Below are 18,077 nucleotides of genomic sequence, written 5' to 3' on the forward strand. Positions count from 1 at the left end.
CCCCTCGATCGAGTGCGCCCGGTGGGCGCCGTCTCCGCACCGTAGAGCACGGCCCCGACAAGTTCGCCGTAAGCCGGTGTTCAGCGGATGGGTGGACGATCCGGTCATGTCCGTCCATCCCGATCCGCTGCGCCTGATCCGCGCCCGTTGGTGCCTGCTCGCGGCCGCGCAGCCCGTGCTCGCCGCCGCGGGCGCGCCGCTGCCCTTCCGGGTCACCGTCGACGGTGGTGATCGGGGCGTCGCGCGCTACGACGCCTCGTCGACCGCCGGCGCGACCCTCGCCTGGTTCGGCCCGGATCGTGCCGTCCTGTCCTGCGGCGACCTGGGGTGGCACGTGCCCGGCGCGACGGGACCGGCGGAGCGGATGGACGGCGGACCGTCGTGGCTCGAGCACGTCACCGCGCTCGATCACCGGCTGGCCGCCGGCCGGTACGGCTGGACGGGCGTCTGGGACGCCGACGGCTTCCATGCGACCGAGGACCCGGCCCTGGGCGCGCCCCTCCCCCCGGTGTCCGGCCCGGACGAGGTCGTGAGCGCGCTCGGCGCGCGGCTGGGGAGCGGCGGCGGTCTGCACCACGTGGTGCGGATGTGCGAGTACGAGTGGCTCGACGCGGCGTCGTGGTGGACCGCCTTCGGCTCTCTCGCCCCGGAGCGTCTGCTCGACGAGGCCTGGCTGCGACTGCGCGACGCGGGGCTCACGCAGTGGACGGGTGAGGGACCCCGGTACGACGGGGTGCCGGGGCGCACTCCGGAGGAGGCGCGTGCCGCTGCCGCGGAGCACGCGCGGAGCCGGGGCCTGCAGATCCCCGAGGAGGTGCGGGTCGAATCGGCCCTGCGCACGCGAACCGGTTGGCGTGTGCGGTTTCTCGACTATCGCGATGTGGAATCGGGCCGGCCGCTGCTGATCTCGGTCCCCGACGCGGGGCCGACGCGGATCGAGGACGCCGAGGTGCGGGGCGTTACGCGCCCTGGAAGGACACCTGGTTGATGGTGGTGTACCAGTCGTTGCCGGACTCCTTGGTGAGACCCGTGATCCACACCAGGACGTAGCGGGCGCGCGGCGCGACGCTGCTCACGTGGAAGTCGTTGGCGCCCGGGCGCAGCGTGCCGGACCAGACCAACGAGGTCTCGTCGAGCGTCTTGACCGAATCCTTGGTGGCGGTGCGCACCTCGACGGTGCTGCCCGCGCTCGGAGAGGTGATCGTGCCGCGCGTCAGCGACACCGCCTTGTCGAGCGTGACAAGGAAGCCGACGCCCTTCTTGAGATTGCCGAAGGCGGGGCCCGCCTTGTACGTGTCGGTCTTCCACGACGGGGTCTTACCGGTGAGCACGTTGGCCAGATTCGTCGACGGGTCCTTGGACGAGGAGAAGTCCACGAGGGAGACGTCCGTCGCCTTCACCGGCGAGCCGACACCGGGCGCGGGCGCGGGGGCCGCGCTCTTCTCCGCCGTCGCGCTCGAGGTGTACAGCGAGCCCACGCCCGACTGCGTGTCCTTCTCACTGAAGAAGCTGCTGATCAGCAGCGTCAGCCCGATGATCAACAGCAGGGCCACCGCGCACGCGGCGATCACGAGCAGCGGCACGTTCTTCTTGCCACCCGAGATGCGCTGCAGCAGCGTCTGCTTCGTCCCCACTCGCTTGGCGGGTGTCGGCTGCTGGGACAGGGGCACGGGGCCCGGCTCGGCGCGGGGAGCCGCCGGGCGGGGCGCCTCGCGCGGCACCTCCTCGCGCACGGGGGCCAGCAGGTCGGTCTTGACGTCGACCACCGACGCCTGGTCGAGCAGCTGCTGCACGGTCGCGGCGGTGCGGATGCCCTGCCCGCCCTCCAGCGTGCGCGTCGCGACCGCGGAGATCTCGAAGGGGATGTCGCGCTTGGCGTCCCGCGGCTCGACCGGGTTGCCGTTGGCGTCCGCGTCCGCCTGCTTGATCCCGGCGACGGTGCCCGTCCCGGTGGTGACGGTGCGGCCCGTCGCATCGTCGAGCGGCCAGCGCTCGAGGAGCAGCGCGTAGAGCACCGCGCCGAGGCCCCGCACGTCGGACTCCTTGGAGGCGTCCGCGAGGGTGCCGGGGAAGGCGAGGAAGGCGTGGCCGTCCTGGGAGATGCGCACGCGGTCCGGGTGATCGATCGACAGCGCGGCGCCGGCGCGGTGGGCGCCCTCGGCGGCACCCGCCAGCGCCCGCACGGCCTTGGCCGCGCCGATCGCGGACGGATGGGTACCGGCCACGTCGGCCAGGGAGCTGCTGGGGATCCACTCGGCCACCACGATGCCGCCCGAGCTGCCGCGCACCACGTCGAGGACGCGGGCCAGTCCGTTCGAGTGCACGCGCCCCAGGCGCAGGGTGCGGGAGAGGATGGACTGCGGACCCTCGCCGCGCAGGCTGATCTGCGCGCCGCGCTCGGGGACCGGCGCGCGCTGCTCGGAATCGACGAAGGTGAGCGCCACGTCGCGATCGAGGTTGATGTCGCGCGCCTGCCAGAACTGCAACCCGCGGATGCCGCCGTAGTGCTCGATCAGCCGGTACCGGCCGCCGGCGACCACCGCGCCGGGGATCAGCTCGGGACCGCGGGGCACGTCGTCCTCGTCCCAGGACTGGGCGGACTCGGGCGACGCGGGGAGTCCGGCGGGCGACGGCAGTCGCATCTGACCGGTCCCGGGTGCCTCGTTGCCGGACGTGCGTGCGGAGTCGTCCTCGGTCACTGCGAATGCTCCTCTTCTGCGGTATCGAAGGCCCGTGGTCGGTTGTTCTGCGCTCGCCCGCGGACGCCGGGGAACATGGCTCTGACCAGCATACGGGAGGCCGATGTCGTCGGCGATCCGCGGCAGCTGGGCTGTGATCTCCTCGCGCCGGAGGCTGGCGTACGCCTCCAGCTCGTCGAGGCGCATCTCCCGGGTGTCGGGGGCGCGGGAGGCCGCGCGCTCCGGTTCCGGCGGTGCGCTCGGCCGCAGCGCCGGGACGAACCGGGCCGCGATGCGCTTGAGGGGTGCCAGGATCGCCAGCACGTCCGGTACTCGCCACAGGGCGAGCAGCGCGTAGATCAACGTCATGCACAGTACGCCTGCGATTGCAAGGAACACCAGCGCGCCCAGCGAGCCGCTCTTGTCCATGCGCTGCAGGCCGTCGATCTGCATGATCAGGTACACCGTCACGGTGACCAGGACCGACACCGTCGTGGTCTGCAGCAGGGTGCGGGTCACGTTGGTCAGGTGCAGCGGGCCGAGTGTGCGGCGCAGCAGGTACCAGCCCATGATCGCGCCCGCGGTGTAGGCCAGGCCGCGGGCCGTGCCGACGAACTCGACGATGCGGTGATCGTCGTCCACGAACACCGGCACCAGGTAGGACAGCGCGATCTGGACGGCCACGATGGCGATGACGATGCCGGTCGGGACCCAGGCCCGCTCCTGGGCGTAGAAGACCCGCAGGTGGATCAGGACCATCGCATAGGGGATCAGCACGAACGCGGAGAACGAGATCGCCGTGCCCAGGAAGTTGGCGTCGTCCTGCGAGAACTGGCCGAAGTTGAAGAGGGCGCGGCCGATGGAGGGTCCGAAGACCGTCATGAAGGCGACGATGGGCACCAGGGCCACCATCGTGATGCGGGTGGCGACGGACAGATCGTCGAGTACCGCGTTGCGATTGCCCTCCGCGGCGTTGCGGGACAGGCGGGGCATCACGGCGGTGAGCAGGGCGACGCCGATCACGCCGTACGGCAGCTGCAGCACCATCCACGCGTACTGGTAGATCGCGGGACCGCCGTCGGAGGCGTGCGAGAGGATCGGCGTGACGGCGTACCAGCCGGCCAGCGAGATGAAGACGTAGGCGACGATGGCCACGCCCATGGAGCCGAAGTGCTTGAGCCGGTCGTCGATGCCCCAGCGCAGGCGCAGCTTGATCCCCGAACGGCGCATCGCGGGGATCTGGATCAGTGCCTGCAGGACCACGCCCAGGGTGCTGCCGATGCCCAGCACGAGCAGCTTCGGCTGGCCCATGGCAGTCGGGTTCAGGGTCAGCTCGCCGGGCATCAGGTAGAAGGCCACCAGCGTGGCGATCTGCACGGTGTTGCAGGCCACCGGGGCCCAGGCGCCGGGCTTGAACTCGTCGCGCGTGTTGAGCATGGCGCTGAACAGCGCGGACAGGCCGAAGAAGACCAGCTGCGGCAGGAACATGATCACGAGCGCGTGAGTGAGGCCCTCGTCGACCTTGGAGCCGCCCACCAGCATCCCGACCAGCACCGGGGACAGCGCAAGCGACACCACCAGCGCGATGCTCAGGATCGTCAGCGACAGCGTGAACAGGCGCTCGAAGAAGGCCTGGCCGCGGTCCTTGTCCTCCATCTCCGCGCGGACCAGCACGGGGATCACCAGTGCGGTGAGCACCTGGCCGAGCACCAGCTCGGAGACCTGCTGGGGCATCTGGTTCGCGATGCTGAAGGCCGAGGCGACCGCGGGACCGAGGATCGCGGCGAGAAGCACGGTCCGCAGGAAGCCCGTGACGCGTGAGGTCAGCGTGGCGACGGCGACCGAACCCGTGGAGCGCAGGAGGCTGGCGGTTCCGCCGTCAGCCTTCCCACCTGAGGGGGTGCTGCTCGGCGGGATGTGCCGGGGCTCGGCGCGGCTCATGTGTCCTTCGGTTCCGGGTTCTCGTGCGACGCGGTCGGTCGATGTGCAGCGTAACTGTTCGCGATCCGCTTCTCGTGCTCGTCCGCCGGCGGGCGGTCGGCGTCCGCCGGATCCGGACGGCCGCGGAACCGGCGCCACAGGCGCCGCCCCGCCAGCAGGACCAGCAGGATTCCGACGCCGCACGTGATCCAGAACAGCGACTTGCCGTAGGCGTTGGAGTGCACCGAGACGGAGATCGGATCGCCCAGCGGCATGTTGCTGCTCGAGCGCAGCGTCAGCTGCACCGAGATCTGCCGCGAGTAGTCGACCGTGGTCGGTAGCTCGATCTGCCGGGTGCCGCGGGCGGGCAGCTCCTGCACCTCGGAAGCGTCGATCGTGACGCCCTCGGGCGCGGACCAGTCGATCACCGTCCGGATCGGCAGCGGCAGGTCGTTCCGCGCGACGATGAGCAGCGGCGACTTGTCCGAGGCCAGGGTGTAGGCGCCGCCCGGGCTGACGAAGCGCACCGAGCGCAGCTGCGCGGTCATGGACGCGCGCGCGGCGGTGAGCCGGATCGACGCGTCACCGTCGACCGCGGGCCTCGACGGTGCCCACCGCAGGGCGCGCACACCGTCCTCGCGCAGCGGCGAGGTGTACATGCGCGGCGTGAGCGGGGTCTTCGGCAGCGGCAGCAGCGCGGCACCGAGTTGGTCCACCTGGCGCACGTGCGCCACCGCGGCCGAGACGATCCGGTCCGGCACCCGCGATGCCGCGGCGTCGTGCGGCTGCCGCAGCGTCCACGGATCGGCGGCGCGGACCGGGTCCCGTCCCGCCGACTGGGCGGACGCGACCACGTCGCGGAAGGTGCGCGGCCCCGCGAGCCCGGCCCCGAACTGGGCGGAGACGGCGTCCAGGACAGCGCGTGCGTCCGCCGGCCCGGCGGCCCAGACCTGCGGCGGCACGATCAGCGTCGAACGCCCGGTGACCTGAGCGACGGGATCGACGGCCGTGCTGGCCGCCGACCCGCCCGGGGGCGCGTAGCGCTGGGTCGGGTCGAGTGCCGACGCGGTGACGGCACCGATGGCCGCCTGCCGGCGCATCGACGCCGACTCCTCGGCGATGGTGAAGGTCGACGAGGTGGGCACGGTCCCCGTCGGGCCCGGGGCCACGCCGCGCTCCGCGCCGTCGCTGACACCGCCCATCGCGGCCAGCGCCGCGGAGACGCTGGGGTCGAAGACCGCGGCGCCGATGCCCTGACCCACGTTGACGATGCCCGACGGGGCGCCACGCCCCCGGTCCGGCGCCTTCACCGCGGTCGCGGCCACGACGGTCGCCGAGACGTCGGAGGCGCGGAGCTGCCGGGCACCGTCGGACAGGAGCACGCCGGACGTGGGGATCGCGACGCCCCGCACCGACTGCACGCCGAGAATGGAGTCGATGACGTCGGAGGGCGTGTCGAGGGCCGCGCGCTGCAGCGAGGGCTCCGCCGAGCGGCCGAGCGCCTCGAGGTCGACCTGGCCGAAGGGCAACGCGACCACGCACGAATCGGCCGCGACGCGCTTGAGCTTGTCCAACCAGGCGCTCGCCTGGTCGCTTCCGGTGCCGGCGGTGCTGGGCCCGCGCGGGTCGGCGGGGTTGCGGGAGACGCGGTACGGGGCGGTCATGGCCTGCACCGTGACCAGGAGGTCCGGGTCGATCGCGAGGCACGCCGCCGTTCGGAGCGCGGTGCGCCTCGGGTCGGGGCCGCGGGTCGCGTCCTCGTAGGCCGACAGCAGGCCGTCGAGCCGGCCGCCCGCGGCGAGCGAGCCGGCGAGCGCGTCGTCGACCAGCCGGACCGGGGTGTCGCCGCCGCCGGGGACTCCGCCGGCGAGCTTGGGGTTGTCGGCCAGCGGCCACAGCAGGGTGACCTGCGCGGGGGAGGTCGTGACCGGCTTGTCCACGCCGTCGGGCGCGTCGGCGGACCCGTCGGGCAGGCCGAGGACCGGGAGCAGCGTCCGCGAGTCGTCGAGCCGGGCCGCGCCGCCGTACGCGGGCTTGCCGTTGAGGTTGAGCAGGAGCGGGTAGACGCCCGGGCGGTCGATGCCGAGCGTGGGGCCGCGGGTGGTCGGCGTCGCGCGCACCGGGATGGACACGGTGAACGCGGTCCGCTCCCCCGGCTTGAGCACCTTCGAGACCGGCTCGAACCGGCCGAGGGTGTCGTAGACGTTGTTGTCGGCCACCAGGTCGGAGCGCAGCTGCGCGGACGTCGAGACCGCGGGCGCGCGCTGGATCCGCAGGTCCAGCTCGCTGACGTCACGGTCGCCGAAGTTCTCGACGTTGCCGCGCACCACCACCTCGTTCGGGGAGGTGTCGGTGATCCGGGAGGTCACCTCGTCGACGTTGATCCGCACGAACTGCGCGTCCGGAAGACCGGCGCCGCTGGGTGCGGGCAGGCCGGTGATCGCGATCAGGAGCGTCAGCACGCACAGGAGGCGGGCCGACCGCGTCACGTCTGACCGCTCCCGCCGCCTCCGCCACTGCGGCGCCCGCGCGAGCGGCGCCCGCCCCGTCGTCGACGGGGCTTCGGCGGATCGTTGCGCACGGCGTTGCGCTCGGCCGCGGCGCGCTCGTAGGCGGAGGGCTCGCTGCGCGGCGCGGCGGCCACGCGGGCGGCCAGTTCCTCCGGATCGGCCGTCAGGTCCTCGATCACCGTGCGCGCGGTGGCGACGAGTTTGCGCTCATCGGAGTAGGTGAGGCGAGTCGTGAGCTCGCTCAGGGGCACCCAGGCGACCTCGGAGACCTCGTAGTCCTCGGTCGAGAGGTCCCCGCTCTGCCAGGACAGCAGGAAGTGGTGCACCGTCTTGTGGACGCGCCGGCCCTCGACGGCGAACCAGTAGTCGATCTTCCCGATGGGCGCGAGCACGGAACCCGTGAGGCCCGTCTCCTCCGCGACCTCGCGGATCGCGGTGAGCTCGGCCGTCTCGCCCGTTTCGATATGCCCCTTCGGCAGCGACCACAGCGTGCGGCCGCGCCGGTCGACGCGGCCGATGAGTGCGGCGCGCAGCTCGTCACCACCGTCGAGGCCGGCCACGACGAGGCCGCCCGCGGAGGTCTCGCGCACCGTCCGGATGCGCGGATCGGGCCGGACCCGGCCGGGCGTGGGGCGCTTGGCCTTCGAGGTGGGGGTGCCCTGCTTGCGCGCGGGCTTGGCCGTCGGGGCGGGCTCCGACGGTGCCTCCCCGCTCTCCGGTGCGGCCTTCTGGTCGGTGACCGCCGAGAGCTGGCCGCGACCGCGTCCACGGCCCCCGCGACGACGCCGCCGGCGCGGACGGGAGGGCGCTCCCGCCGCGGAGTCGCCGACGGGACCCGGGCGCTGCGGGCGTCCCGGGGTGTCGGCGGATTCGGCGGAGGTCACCCCCCGATGCTACTGGCCGGTTGCGCTCCCATACGCCACCGTCGCGTTTTCCGCGCCGCAGTAGACTGGTTGGTCGTGACCGACAGCTCTCCCGACGGCCCCGCGGACGCGCGCGCAGAACGCCGGACCCGCCTCCTGGCGGCGGCGCATATCTCGCTGCGCGGATTGTCCGACGTGCTGGCTCCGCTGGGCGCCCGTTTCGCCGATGCGGGGCACGAGCTGTACCTCGTGGGCGGCTCCGTCCGCGACGCACTGCTGGGCCGGTTGACGAGCGATCTCGACTTCACCACCGACGCCCGCCCCGAGCAGGTCCAGGCGCTGCTGCGCGGCTGGGCCGACGCGATGTGGGCCACCGGCATCGAGTTCGGCACCGTCAGCGCCTCCTTCGCGGACCAGCAGATCGAGATCACCACCTACCGCGCCGAGGCCTACGACCGCGTCACCCGCAACCCCGTCGTGAAGTTCGGCGAGAACCTGCACGACGACCTGGTGCGCCGCGACTTCACCGTCAACGCGATGGCCGTGCGGATCGGCCGGGACGGCGCGGAGGACTTCCAGGACCCGCTGAACGGACTCGACGCGCTGCTCGCGGGTGTGGTCGATACACCCGCGACCCCCGAGGAGTCCTTCTCCGACGATCCCCTGCGCATGCTCCGCGCGGCGCGGTTCGTCTCCCAGCTGGGCTTCAGCGTGGCACCGCGGGTGCAGGCGGCGATGACGGACATGGCGCCCGAGATCGACCGCATCACGGCCGAGCGGGTGCGCGCCGAACTGGACAAACTGATCCTGGGCGAGCACCCGGTCGACGGGATCGTGCTGCTCGTGGACACCGGGCTCGCGCAGCGCGTGATTCCCGAGATCCCCGGCATGAAGCTGGCGATCGACGAGCACCACCAGCACAAGGACGTCTTCTGGCACTCGATGACGGTGCTGCAGCAGGCCATCGACCTGGAGGAGTCGGACCCGGACCTGATCCTGCGCTGGGCCGCGCTGCTGCACGACATCGGCAAGCCCGACACCCGCCGGCACGAGCCCAACGGCGGCGTCTCCTTCCACCATCACGAGGTGGTCGGCGCGAAGATGGTGCGCAAGCGGATGCGGGCGCTGGCCTACCCCAAGGCCGTGATCGAGGACGTCGCGCAGTTGGTCTTCCTGCACCTGCGTTTCCACGGCTACGGCGATGGGCAGTGGACCGATTCGGCCGTGCGGCGGTACGTCACCGACGCCGGACCCCTGCTCCCCCGTCTGCACAAGCTGGTCCGCGCCGACTGCACCACCCGCAACAAGCGCCGCGCCGCCCGGCTCCAGGCGACCTACGACGGGCTCGAGAAGCGCATCGAGGATCTGGCCGCCAAGGAGGACCTCGCGCGCGTGCGGCCCGATCTCGACGGCAACGCGATCATGGAGCTGCTCGGGCTGCCGCCCGGCCCCGAGGTCGGCGCGGCGTGGAAGTTCCTCAAGGAGTTGCGCCTCGATCGCGGGCCGCTGGACCGCGACGAGGCCGAGGCCGAGCTGACGAAGTGGTGGGCCGACCGCCAGGGCTGAGCCGGCGGCGGAATCAGCGCGGCTCGGTGTACGGCGTGCGCGGGCCGGGGATCGCCGCGATCCGCTTGTCCAGGTCGCTCGGGAGCTTCGACAGGGCCGCCCAGCCGCGTGGCTCGGGATTGTCGACGGTGGCCTCCAGCACCCTGCCGTCGGTGGTGCGCACCGTGGCGGAGACGATCCAGCCGTCGAAGATCTGCGCCTTCCGGTCGTACTGCGGGACGTTGCGCAGCACCTTCTCGGTGATCACACGCAGATCCGCGACGTCGGCGGGCTTGCCCCGCAGCTCGACGAGGCCGCCCTTCGAGTTCACGGCCTTCGTGATGATCCGCCCGTCGGGGTAGACGGTGGTCCGCGGGGGCGTCTCCCGGGCGGGCGTGAGGAAGACGTGGGTGCGCACGTCGACGACGGCGGGGGCCTTCGGCGCCGGCGCGGGTGCGGCGGTCACCGGGGCGGGGAGCATCCCGGCGAGCAGGCCGAGAAGGACTGTGGTGATGCCGACGGTCTTCCGCATGGGGCCAGCGTAGCGCGATATGCGGGAATCGAAACATCGAATACGGCAGTGACGTACCGGGGTGGCCCGCCCGATCTCTACCGACCGGCGTCCAGTGGAACGGCGCCGTCCGCGGTCCCGTCACCGTCGGTGTCGAAGAGCAGGACGTCGGGCGTGCCGTCGCCATCCGTATCGACCACGGCCTGCCGCGCCGCCTGTCCGGGTTCGGCGGGCACCGCGGTGACCGCCGCGGGCGCGTCCACCGGTCCGGGCACCCGCGCGACGCCGGGGATAGGGCAGGTCGACGATGCCGCCCGTTCCGCCCCGCGGACGGGCCCGGACCGGCCGGGTTCGGGCGGCGTCCCCGACGTGATCCCGGGTGCTGCCGTCGGTTGCGCCCAGCGCCCTGAGCCGTCGTCGCGGAAGGCGGTCTCGCGGGTGCCGTCGTCGTCGAGATCGAGGGCGGCGACATCGGCTCTGCCGTCGCCGTCGAGGTCGATCATCGCGTCGTCGAGCCGGCCGTCCCCGTCGAAGTCGAGCAGGACCACGCCCTGCTCCGCAGGTGAGGTCCAACGGGTGACGGTGGTCCCGTCGCCGAACCAGTACTCGATCAGTCCGTCGCCCATATCAATTGGACGCGCCAGCTGCCTCCGGGGTTCCCACCTCGGCATTTCCCGTCCGGCGGTACAGCAGCACCACCGCGCCGACGGCGAGGGCGTACAGGACCGCACCGGCGGCGGCGAGGGGGCGGCAGACACCGTCGAACGGCACCACCGCGGCGGCGAAGGCGACCGCGCTCACGAAGGTGACATTGAACAGGGCGTCCTGGAAGGCGAAGACCTGGCCGCGACGCTCGTCGGGCACGTCGAGCTGCATGGCGGCATCGCCCGAGAGCTTCACCACCTGGCCCGCGAGGCCCAGGACCGCCGCGGCGAGCACCAGCACCGCGAAGTTCATCGTCAGCACCGTGAGCTGGGTCAGGCAGGCGGCGACGAGAGCCCCGACCACGGTGTTGCGTCGCCCCCACCGGGCCACGGAGATGGGAGTGAGCACCGCGGCGACGAACATGCCGACGGCCGTCGCGCCCGCGACCGAGCCGAAGCCCGCGAGGCCGAGCGTGCCGTCGGTGAAGTGGTGCCGGGTCAGCAGGAGCAGCATCAGCGTGTTGAACCCGAAGACGATGCGGTGCGCCCCCATACCGGTCAGGGCCGCCGTCACCGACGGTGCGCGCCACGCCGCGAGGGCGCCGTGCGCGAGGCCCGCAGCGACATCGGCGAACGCGGTCGCGGGCTTCTCGTGCTTGCCCGAGAGGTCGTGGTCGGGTCCGAGCACACCCGCGGGGAAGCGGGTGGAGAGCAGGGCGCCGAGGATCGCGATGAGCGCGGCGCACGCCAGGACGCCCGCGCCGCCGGCATCGTCGGAGCCGAACAACGCGCGCAGCCCGACCGCGGTGCTGGCGCCGACGGCCGTGGCGCCGGCTCCCAGGGTCGTGGTGACCGAATTCAGAGCGACGAGCTGCGGCCGGTCCACGACGTGCGGCAACGCGGCCGAGAGGCCCGAGCCGACGAAGCGCCCGGCGCCGCCCACCGCCAGTGCGACGACGAAGATCGCGGTCTCCCCCGCGCCCGACGCGAGCACGCCGGCGCACGCCGCGATGAGCAGCGCGCGTACGAGGTTGGCGACGATGAAGACGCGCCGCCGATCCCACCGGTCCAGGAGAGCTCCGGCGAAGGGGCCGATCACCGAGTACGGCAGCAACAGCACCGCGAGGCCGGTCGCGATCGCGACCGGCGAGGCGCTGCGCTGCGGGTTGAAGACGATGGCAGTACCGAGACCGGCCTGGAACAGGCCTTCCGCGTACTGGCTCAGGAGTCGGACGCCGAGCAGGCGCAGCAGGTCGGGCAGGTCCCGGAAGGTCCGCCACGCGGGTTTCGCGGCGGCCGCTGGGGCGTCCGCTCCGCTGGTCGTCACGTGCTACAGCGTATCGGCGCAAAGGCTTCCCCGTCGGCGGACCCCGATGGTGCTCCGCGTGCCATGATGGTGGCGTGGGTCCTGATCGTTCGAATGAATCCGCAGCGGGCGGCGCGTCCTCCGGCGAGTCCGAGGGCGCGGGCTTCGAGGTGTCCTCGGGAACCTTGCTGGTGGCCTCCCCCGAGCTGATCGAGCCCACCTTCTCGCGCACCGTCGTCTACCTGATCGAGCACAACGAGTCGGGCAGCCTCGGCGTGGTGCTCAACCGTCCCAGTGAGTCCGCGGTGCACGGGGTGCTCCCCCAGTGGCACGATCTGGCGGCCAAGCCCAAGGCGGTCTTCGTGGGCGGTCCGGTGAACCAGTCCGCGGCGCTGTGCCTGGGCGTGGTCAAGGCCGGTGTGGATGCGAGCGGCATCCGCGGTCTGCAGCCGGTGCACGGCCGGGTGGTCCTCGTCGACCTCGATTCCGATGTCGAGATGATGGACGAACTGCTCGACGGGGTCCGAGTCTTCGCCGGGTACAGCGGGTGGGGCATGGGCCAGCTCGACGACGAGCTCGGTCGCGACGACTGGATCCCCTGCGGCTCCCTGCACACCGACGTGCTGCTGCCCGGCAGCGTCGATCTGTGGGGCCGGGTCCTGCGGCGCCAGGGCCTGCCCACCGCGTTGCTCGCGACGCATCCGGTGGACGTCTCCGTCAACTGAGTTCAGCCGTGGGTCTCGATGATGGCCCACAGCGCCGCCCGGCACTGCTCGGTGCGGTCCACGCCCAGCGTCGCCCGCCATCGGTCTTCGAAGGCGTGCGCGGCGTCGAGGGCGGATGCGGCGAGCGCCTTCCCGTCCGCCGTGAAGTCGATGAGCTTCGCTCGGCGATCGGTCGGGTCGACGGCGCGCTCGAGGAAGCCCCAGGTGACGAGTTCTTCGACGATCGGCGAGACCGTCTGCTTGGTCGTGCCCAGCCGCGCGGCGATGTCGACGATGCGCTGGGGACCCGTCGCGAAGGCGGCCAGCACGCGCAGATGGGCCCCTCGAATCCGGGAGTCGTGCCGGTGGACGGCGTCGAGGACACCGTCGGTGACGAGTGCCGCGACGCGGCGGGCGAGTGCCCCGATCCGCGCGTCCGGCGACAGATCGACGACGGCGAGCGCGTCGGGGGACTGCGGTGTGCTCCTGGACACATGGTCAGTCTACCCGTACCATTTTAGTCAGGTACTACTGACTAAAGGGAGACGGTCCATGACCCACGCGCAGTCCGCCGCCGATCGGGCGCGGCTCCTCGCCGGATCGCTCCTCGCTCTGTCCGCGGTCACGCACGTGAGTCAGCTCGCGGTGTACGGAACCGCCGGCAACGTCGTAGGCTCGGCGGGTTTCGGCGTCGTGTACGCGGTGCTGGCATTCTTCGTCTTCCGCGGCGCGCGGTGGAGCTACCTTGCCGCCGTGGTGTTCCCGACGATCGGTGGCCTGCTCGGCGTTTACCGGTTCATCTTCATCCATCCGAACCCGTTCAGCGTCTTCCATCCGCTGCTCGACGTGGTCATCGTGCCGACCGCCGCGTTCCTGTGGTGGGTGAGTCGGCGCAACGGATCGGTTCCCGCCGCGAACTCGGGCTAGTCGGGGATCAGGCGGAGGCCGGCTCCGGCTCGAGCTCGCGCCCGTACCGCGCGGCCAGCCAGGCGCACATCATCAACTGGATCTGGTGGAAGATCATCAGTGGGAGGACCAGCAGGCCGACGGGCTGCCCGGCGAACAGCACGGCCGCCATCGGCAGGCCCGTCGCCATGGATTTCTTCGTCCCGCAGAACTGGATGGCGATCATGTCGGCCCGATCGAAACCGAGTTTCTCCGCGGTCGCGCGGGTGAGCCACAGCATCACCAGCACCAGCGCGACGGACAGCACGATCAGCTGCACCACGCCCACCCAGGAGACCTGGCTCCAGATGTGCTCGCGCATGCCGGCGGAGAACGCCGAGTAGACGACGAGCACGATCGAGCCGCGGTCCACGTACTTCAGGGCCGCGGCGTGCTTCGCCACGAACCCGCCCACCCATGGCCGCAGGAGCTGGCCGAGCAGGAAGGGCAGCAGCAGCTGCAGGCACAGGTCGATGATCGAGCTGCTGCGGAACTGCACCTCGCCCGTGGTCGCCATGAGGGCCAGCACCAGCAGTGGCGTGACGAAGACGCCGAGCAGGTTGGACACCGACGCGCTGACGATCGCGCCGGGCACGTTGCCGCCCGCGATCGAGGTGAAGGCGATCGAGGACTGCACCGTCGACGGCAGCAGCGTCAGGAACAGCACGCCCGCGTACAGCTCGGGCCGCAGGAGCACCTCCGGCGCGAATCGCAGCAGCACGCCGATGATCGGGAAGACGACGAAGGTGAAGCCGAGGATCACCGCGTGCAGGCGCCAGTGCTTCAGCCCGGCGATCGCTTCCCGCGGATGGATCCGGGCGCCGTAGAGGAAGAACAGGATCGCGATCGCCACGGTGACCGCATCGTCGACGATCGGCTCGGCCCGCCCTGTGGCCGGGAACAGCGCCGCAACGCCGACGGCCGCGAAGATCGCGAGGATGAAGCCGTCGATGGAGAGCTTGCTGAGCAGCTTCTTCATCGGCTAGGCGGGACGCGCTTCGTGGTCGCACATGCCCTTGAGGGCGCAGGCGCCGCAGCCGCCGGTCACACCGCAGTCGTCCGCGGGGTCATCCGACGGTGCCTCGTCGGCACTGCAGCACGTCGCGTCGGGCGTTTGCAGCCTGGCCTGGATCGATGCCGCCCGGGAGCCCTGCAGGGCACCGAAGCCGGCCAGGAGCACGCCCGCGGCGACGGCGACGCCGACGGCCACGAACGACCACGGTGCGTCCATCGCGGGGCCGATCAGCGCGGCAGCGGCGAAGATGACGCCCGCCGCCACCAGACTCGGCCCGGCGACGCGGTTGGCGGTGCGCCAGAGGAGCGGGTCGGACAGGGTCTGTTCGGTGCGGACACCCACGAAGCCGTTCTCCGGGAGGCGGCCGGCGAGCCCGGCACCGCCCACGATGACGGCCGCCACTGCGGCGAGGGCGAGGATCACAACCAGCACGAACACGATCTCCAGTTTAGAGACCTGTGCAAATCGCCCGCACTGAGGTGTTTGCCGGGCCCACCAGGAGCGTCACTAAGCTGGAGGGGTGACGCAGAACGTTGAACAGACCCCCTCGGCCGGCCCCGCCCACCGGTACACGGCCGAGCTCGCGGGCGCCATCGAGCAGCGGTGGCGCGATCAGTGGCGCGACGGTGGCGTCTTCAACGCCCCGAACCCCGTCGGTCCACTGCAGGGCGACGGTGCGCTCCCCGCCGAGAAGCTGTTCATCCTGGACATGTTCCCGTACCCGTCCGGTGCCGGCCTGCATGTGGGCCACCCGCTGGGCTTCATCGCGACGGACGTCTTCGGCCGCTACCACCGGATGAACGGGGCCAACGTCCTGCACACGATGGGCTTCGACGCCTTCGGCCTGCCCGCCGAGCAGTACGCGGTGCAGACGGGCACGCACCCGCGCGTGACCACCGAGAAGAACATCGAGCGGTACCTGGAGCAGATCGGCTCGCTGGGGCTGGCCCACGACGAGCGCCGCCGCGTCTCCACCACGGACCCGGAGTTCTACCACTGGACCCAGTGGATCTTCCTGCAGATCTACAACTCCTGGTACGACGGCGCCCAGGATCGCGCGCGGCCCATCGCCGAGCTGGAGGCCGAGTTCGCCTCCGGTGCCCGCGCCCTGGACGACGGTCGCGATTGGTCGGGCCTGACGGTGGCCGAGCGGCGCGCCGTGCTCGACGACCATCGCCTGGTCTACGAGAGCAACTCGCTCGTGAACTGGTGCCCGGGCCTGGGCACCGTGTTGGCCAACGAGGAGGTCACCGCCGACGGTCGCAGCGAGCGCGGCAACTTCCCCGTTTACCGCAAGCAGCTGCGGCAGTGGATGATGCGGATCACGGCCTACGCGGACCGGCTGATCGACGATCTGGACGTGCTGGACTGGCCGGAGAAGGTCAAGTCCATGCAGCGCAACTGGATCGGCCGCAGCCGCGGCGCGCGAGTGGCGTTCACCGCCGCGGGCGAGCGGATCGAGGTCTTCACCACCCGCCCCGACACACTGTTCGGGGCCACCTACATGGTCCTCTCCCCCGAGCATCCGCTGGTCGATCAGCTGACGGCCCCCGCCTGGTCCACGGGTGTCGACGAGCGGTGGACCGGTGGTGCCGCCACCCCCGCCGAGGCCGTCGCCGCCTACCGCGCCTCGATCGCCGCCAAGTCCGACCTGGAGCGCCAGGAGGGCAAGGAGAAGACGGGTGTCTTCCTCGGCACCACGGCTGCGAATCCGGTGAACGGCCAGCAGGTTCCGGTGTTCATCGGCGACTACGTTCTCATGGGCTATGGCACCGGCGCCATCATGGCGGTCCCCGGCCACGACGTGCGCGATCACGAGTTCGCCACCAAGTTCGGCCTGCCCATCGTCGAGGTGGTCGGCAGCGAGGCCGGCGTCGCCGACGAGGCCTACACCGGCGAGGGCCCCGCGGTGAACTCCGCGAACGCCGAGCTCGACATCAACGGCCTGGCCGTCGCGGAGGCCAAGGCCGCCGTGATCGCCTACCTGGAGAAGACGGGCGCCGGCCGGGGCACCGTGCAGTACAAGCTGCGCGACTGGCTGTTCGCGCGGCAGCGCTACTGGGGCGAGCCCTTCCCCATCGTCTTCGATGCCGACGGTGCGCCGCACGCCCTGCCGGAATCCGAACTCGCCGTGCTGCTCCCGGAGGTCGAGGACTACGCGCCCGTGGCCTTCGATCCCGAGGACTCGGACTCGCAGCCCTCTCCCCCGCTCGCGAAGGCCACCGACTGGCTGCACGTGGAGCTGGATCTGGGTGACGGGCTCAAGGACTACACGCGCGACGCGAACGTGATGCCCCAGTGGGCGGGCAGCTCCTGGTACCAGCTGCGCTACGTGGACCCCACGAACGCGGAGACCTTCTGTGCCAAGGAGAACGAAGCCTATTGGATGGGGCCGCGTCCCGAGGTCAACGGCGCGGGCGATCCCGGCGGCGTCGATCTGTACGTGGGCGGCGTGGAGCACGCGGTGCTGCACCTGCTGTACGCGCGGTTCTGGCACAAGGTGCTCTTCGACCTGGGCTACGTCACCTCGCGCGAGCCCTACCGGAAGCTGTTCAACCAGGGCATGATCCAGGCCTACGCCTACACCGACTCCCGCGGCGTGTACGTGCCCGCGGAGGACGTGGTGGAGCGTGACGGAAAGTTCTTCCTCGGCGAGCAGGAGGTGAACCGCGAGTACGGCAAGATGGGCAAGTCCCTGAAGAACTCCGTCGCACCCGACGACATCGCCCGCGACTACGGCGCCGACACCCTGCGCGTGTACGAGATGTCCATGGGCCCACTGGATCAGGACCGCGCGTGGGCCACCAAGGACGTGGTGGGTGCACAGCGCTTCCTGCAGCGCGCGTGGCGCGCGGTCGTCGACGAGGAGACCGGTGCCGTGCGCGTCACCGACGAGACGCCGTCCGACGAGTCGATGCGTGTGCTGCATAAGACGATCGCGGGTGTGCGCGAGGACTACGCGGAGATGCGCGACAACACCGCCATCGCCAAGTTGATCGAGCTGACCAACCACCTCACGAAGGCCTACCCGGGCGGCGCCCCGCGGGCGCTGGCCGAGCCGCTCACGCTGATGCTCGCTCCCGTCGCCCCGCACATCGCGGAGGAACTGTGGAACCGGCTGGGCCACACAGAGTCCCTGGCGCACGGGCCCTTCCCGGTGGCCGAGGGGCAGTGGCTGGTGCAGGACACGATCGAGATCCCCGTACAGGTCAAGGGCAAGGTCCGTGCTCGCATCACCGTGGGCGCCGACGCCTCCGACGAGGCCCTCGGGGCGGCTGCGCTCGCCGAGCCCAAGGTGGCCGAGCTGCTCGACGGCGCCCCGCGCAAGGTGATCGTCGTCTCCGGCAAGCTGGTCAACATCGTTCCGTAGCAGGGGAGTCCGGCCATGACGTCGCTCGCTGAACAGCTCATGGCCGGGCCCCGTGGGCGCGCGCTG

Annotated in this window: 14 protein-coding genes; 5 read left to right on the forward strand and 9 right to left on the reverse strand. The window is 71.6% G+C overall.

What is annotated here, in order from left to right; translation table 11 throughout:
- The first annotated feature begins 106 nt into the window (after window positions 1-106).
- Window positions 107-988, forward strand: coding sequence for a hypothetical protein (locus FK268_RS20140; protein ID WP_146437248.1), 882 nt, complete (start codon window positions 107-109; stop codon window positions 986-988).
- Here FK268_RS20140 and FK268_RS20145 read toward each other — a convergent pair.
- The 3 genes from FK268_RS20145 to FK268_RS20155 are packed head-to-tail and all read right to left on the reverse strand — an operon-like array spanning window position 960 to window position 7,992.
- Window positions 960-4,619 (reverse strand): murein biosynthesis integral membrane protein MurJ, encoded by a 3,660-nt coding sequence (locus FK268_RS20145; RefSeq protein ID WP_146437249.1) that lies wholly within the window; start codon window positions 4,617-4,619, stop codon window positions 960-962. The two genes, FK268_RS20140 and FK268_RS20145, sit on opposite strands and share 29 nt — an antisense overlap.
- The gene (locus tag FK268_RS20150) at window positions 4,616-7,087 is read right to left on the reverse strand and encodes a glycoprotein (protein ID WP_146437250.1); all 2,472 of its coding nucleotides are present in this window, start codon (window positions 7,085-7,087) and stop codon (window positions 4,616-4,618) included. The genes FK268_RS20145 and FK268_RS20150 overlap by 4 nt, the downstream gene beginning before the upstream one ends.
- Window positions 7,084-7,992 (reverse strand): NUDIX hydrolase, encoded by a 909-nt coding sequence (locus tag FK268_RS20155; RefSeq protein WP_146437251.1) that lies wholly within the window; start codon window positions 7,990-7,992, stop codon window positions 7,084-7,086. The genes FK268_RS20150 and FK268_RS20155 overlap by 4 nt, the downstream gene beginning before the upstream one ends.
- 75 nt (window positions 7,993-8,067) lie before the next feature.
- On the opposite strand from FK268_RS20155, the gene FK268_RS20160 reads away from it, so the two are divergent.
- On the forward strand, window positions 8,068-9,537 hold the full coding sequence (locus tag FK268_RS20160; RefSeq protein ID WP_146437252.1) for a CCA tRNA nucleotidyltransferase: 1,470 nt from the start codon (window positions 8,068-8,070) through the stop codon (window positions 9,535-9,537).
- 13 nt (window positions 9,538-9,550) lie between these two features.
- Here the strand turns inward: FK268_RS20160 and FK268_RS20165 are convergent, their stop codons facing one another.
- From FK268_RS20165 to FK268_RS20175, 3 genes are all read right to left on the reverse strand, one after another.
- A complete protein-coding gene (locus FK268_RS20165) occupies window positions 9,551-10,048 on the reverse strand; it encodes a hypothetical protein (RefSeq protein WP_146437253.1) in 498 nt (165 codons plus the stop codon).
- A 77-nt stretch (window positions 10,049-10,125) separates the two neighbouring features.
- Window positions 10,126-10,653: a hypothetical protein gene (locus tag FK268_RS20170; protein ID WP_146437254.1), complete on the reverse strand. Its 528-nt coding sequence runs from the start codon at window positions 10,651-10,653 to the stop codon at window positions 10,126-10,128.
- Window position 10,654: 1 nt separating this feature from the next.
- On the reverse strand, window positions 10,655-11,998 hold the full coding sequence (locus tag FK268_RS20175) for an MFS transporter (RefSeq protein ID WP_146437255.1): 1,344 nt from the start codon (window positions 11,996-11,998) through the stop codon (window positions 10,655-10,657).
- A 149-nt stretch (window positions 11,999-12,147) separates the two neighbouring features.
- On the opposite strand from FK268_RS20175, the gene FK268_RS20180 reads away from it, so the two are divergent.
- On the forward strand, window positions 12,148-12,702 hold the full coding sequence (locus FK268_RS20180; RefSeq protein WP_231707186.1) for a YqgE/AlgH family protein: 555 nt from the start codon (window positions 12,148-12,150) through the stop codon (window positions 12,700-12,702).
- 2 nt (window positions 12,703-12,704) lie between these two features.
- Here FK268_RS20180 and FK268_RS20185 read toward each other — a convergent pair whose 3' ends face one another.
- Entirely contained in the window at window positions 12,705-13,175 is a 471-nt protein-coding gene (locus FK268_RS20185) for a MarR family winged helix-turn-helix transcriptional regulator (RefSeq protein ID WP_146437257.1), read from the reverse strand.
- A gap of 58 nt (window positions 13,176-13,233) precedes the next feature.
- Between FK268_RS20185 and FK268_RS20190 the strand changes: the two genes are divergently transcribed.
- Window positions 13,234-13,608, forward strand: coding sequence for a hypothetical protein (locus FK268_RS20190; protein WP_146437258.1), 375 nt, complete (start codon window positions 13,234-13,236; stop codon window positions 13,606-13,608).
- 7 nt (window positions 13,609-13,615) lie between these two features.
- Here FK268_RS20190 and FK268_RS20195 read toward each other — a convergent pair whose 3' ends face one another.
- A complete protein-coding gene (locus FK268_RS20195; protein WP_146437259.1) occupies window positions 13,616-14,605 on the reverse strand; it encodes a bile acid:sodium symporter family protein in 990 nt (329 codons plus the stop codon).
- A 3-nt stretch (window positions 14,606-14,608) separates the two neighbouring features.
- Window positions 14,609-15,079: an SdpI family protein gene (locus FK268_RS20200; protein WP_158636177.1), complete on the reverse strand. Its 471-nt coding sequence runs from the start codon at window positions 15,077-15,079 to the stop codon at window positions 14,609-14,611.
- 82 nt (window positions 15,080-15,161) lie between these two features.
- On the opposite strand from FK268_RS20200, the gene leuS reads away from it, so the two are divergent.
- A complete protein-coding gene (gene leuS, locus FK268_RS20205) occupies window positions 15,162-18,011 on the forward strand; it encodes a leucine--tRNA ligase (protein WP_146437261.1) in 2,850 nt (949 codons plus the stop codon).
- Window positions 18,012-18,077 lie beyond the last annotated feature (66 nt).

The organism is Tsukamurella sputi, assembly GCF_007858445.1.
GTDB classification, from domain to species: domain Bacteria; phylum Actinomycetota; class Actinomycetes; order Mycobacteriales; family Mycobacteriaceae; genus Tsukamurella; species Tsukamurella sputi.

Coding starts and splice junctions, on each gene's coding strand:
- FK268_RS20170 (WP_146437254.1), bottom strand. CDS start 10,653: ATGGGCGACGGACTGATCGAGTACTGGTTCGGCGACGGGACCACCGTC.
- FK268_RS20195 (WP_146437259.1), bottom strand. CDS start 14,605: ATGAAGAAGCTGCTCAGCAAGCTCTCCATCGACGGCTTCATCCTCGCG.
- FK268_RS20190 (WP_146437258.1), top strand. CDS start 13,234: ATGACCCACGCGCAGTCCGCCGCCGATCGGGCGCGGCTCCTCGCCGGA.
- FK268_RS20145 (WP_146437249.1), bottom strand. CDS start 4,619: ATGAGCCGCGCCGAGCCCCGGCACATCCCGCCGAGCAGCACCCCCTCA.
- FK268_RS20165 (WP_146437253.1), bottom strand. CDS start 10,048: ATGCGGAAGACCGTCGGCATCACCACAGTCCTTCTCGGCCTGCTCGCC.
- FK268_RS20140 (WP_146437248.1), top strand. CDS start 107: ATGTCCGTCCATCCCGATCCGCTGCGCCTGATCCGCGCCCGTTGGTGC.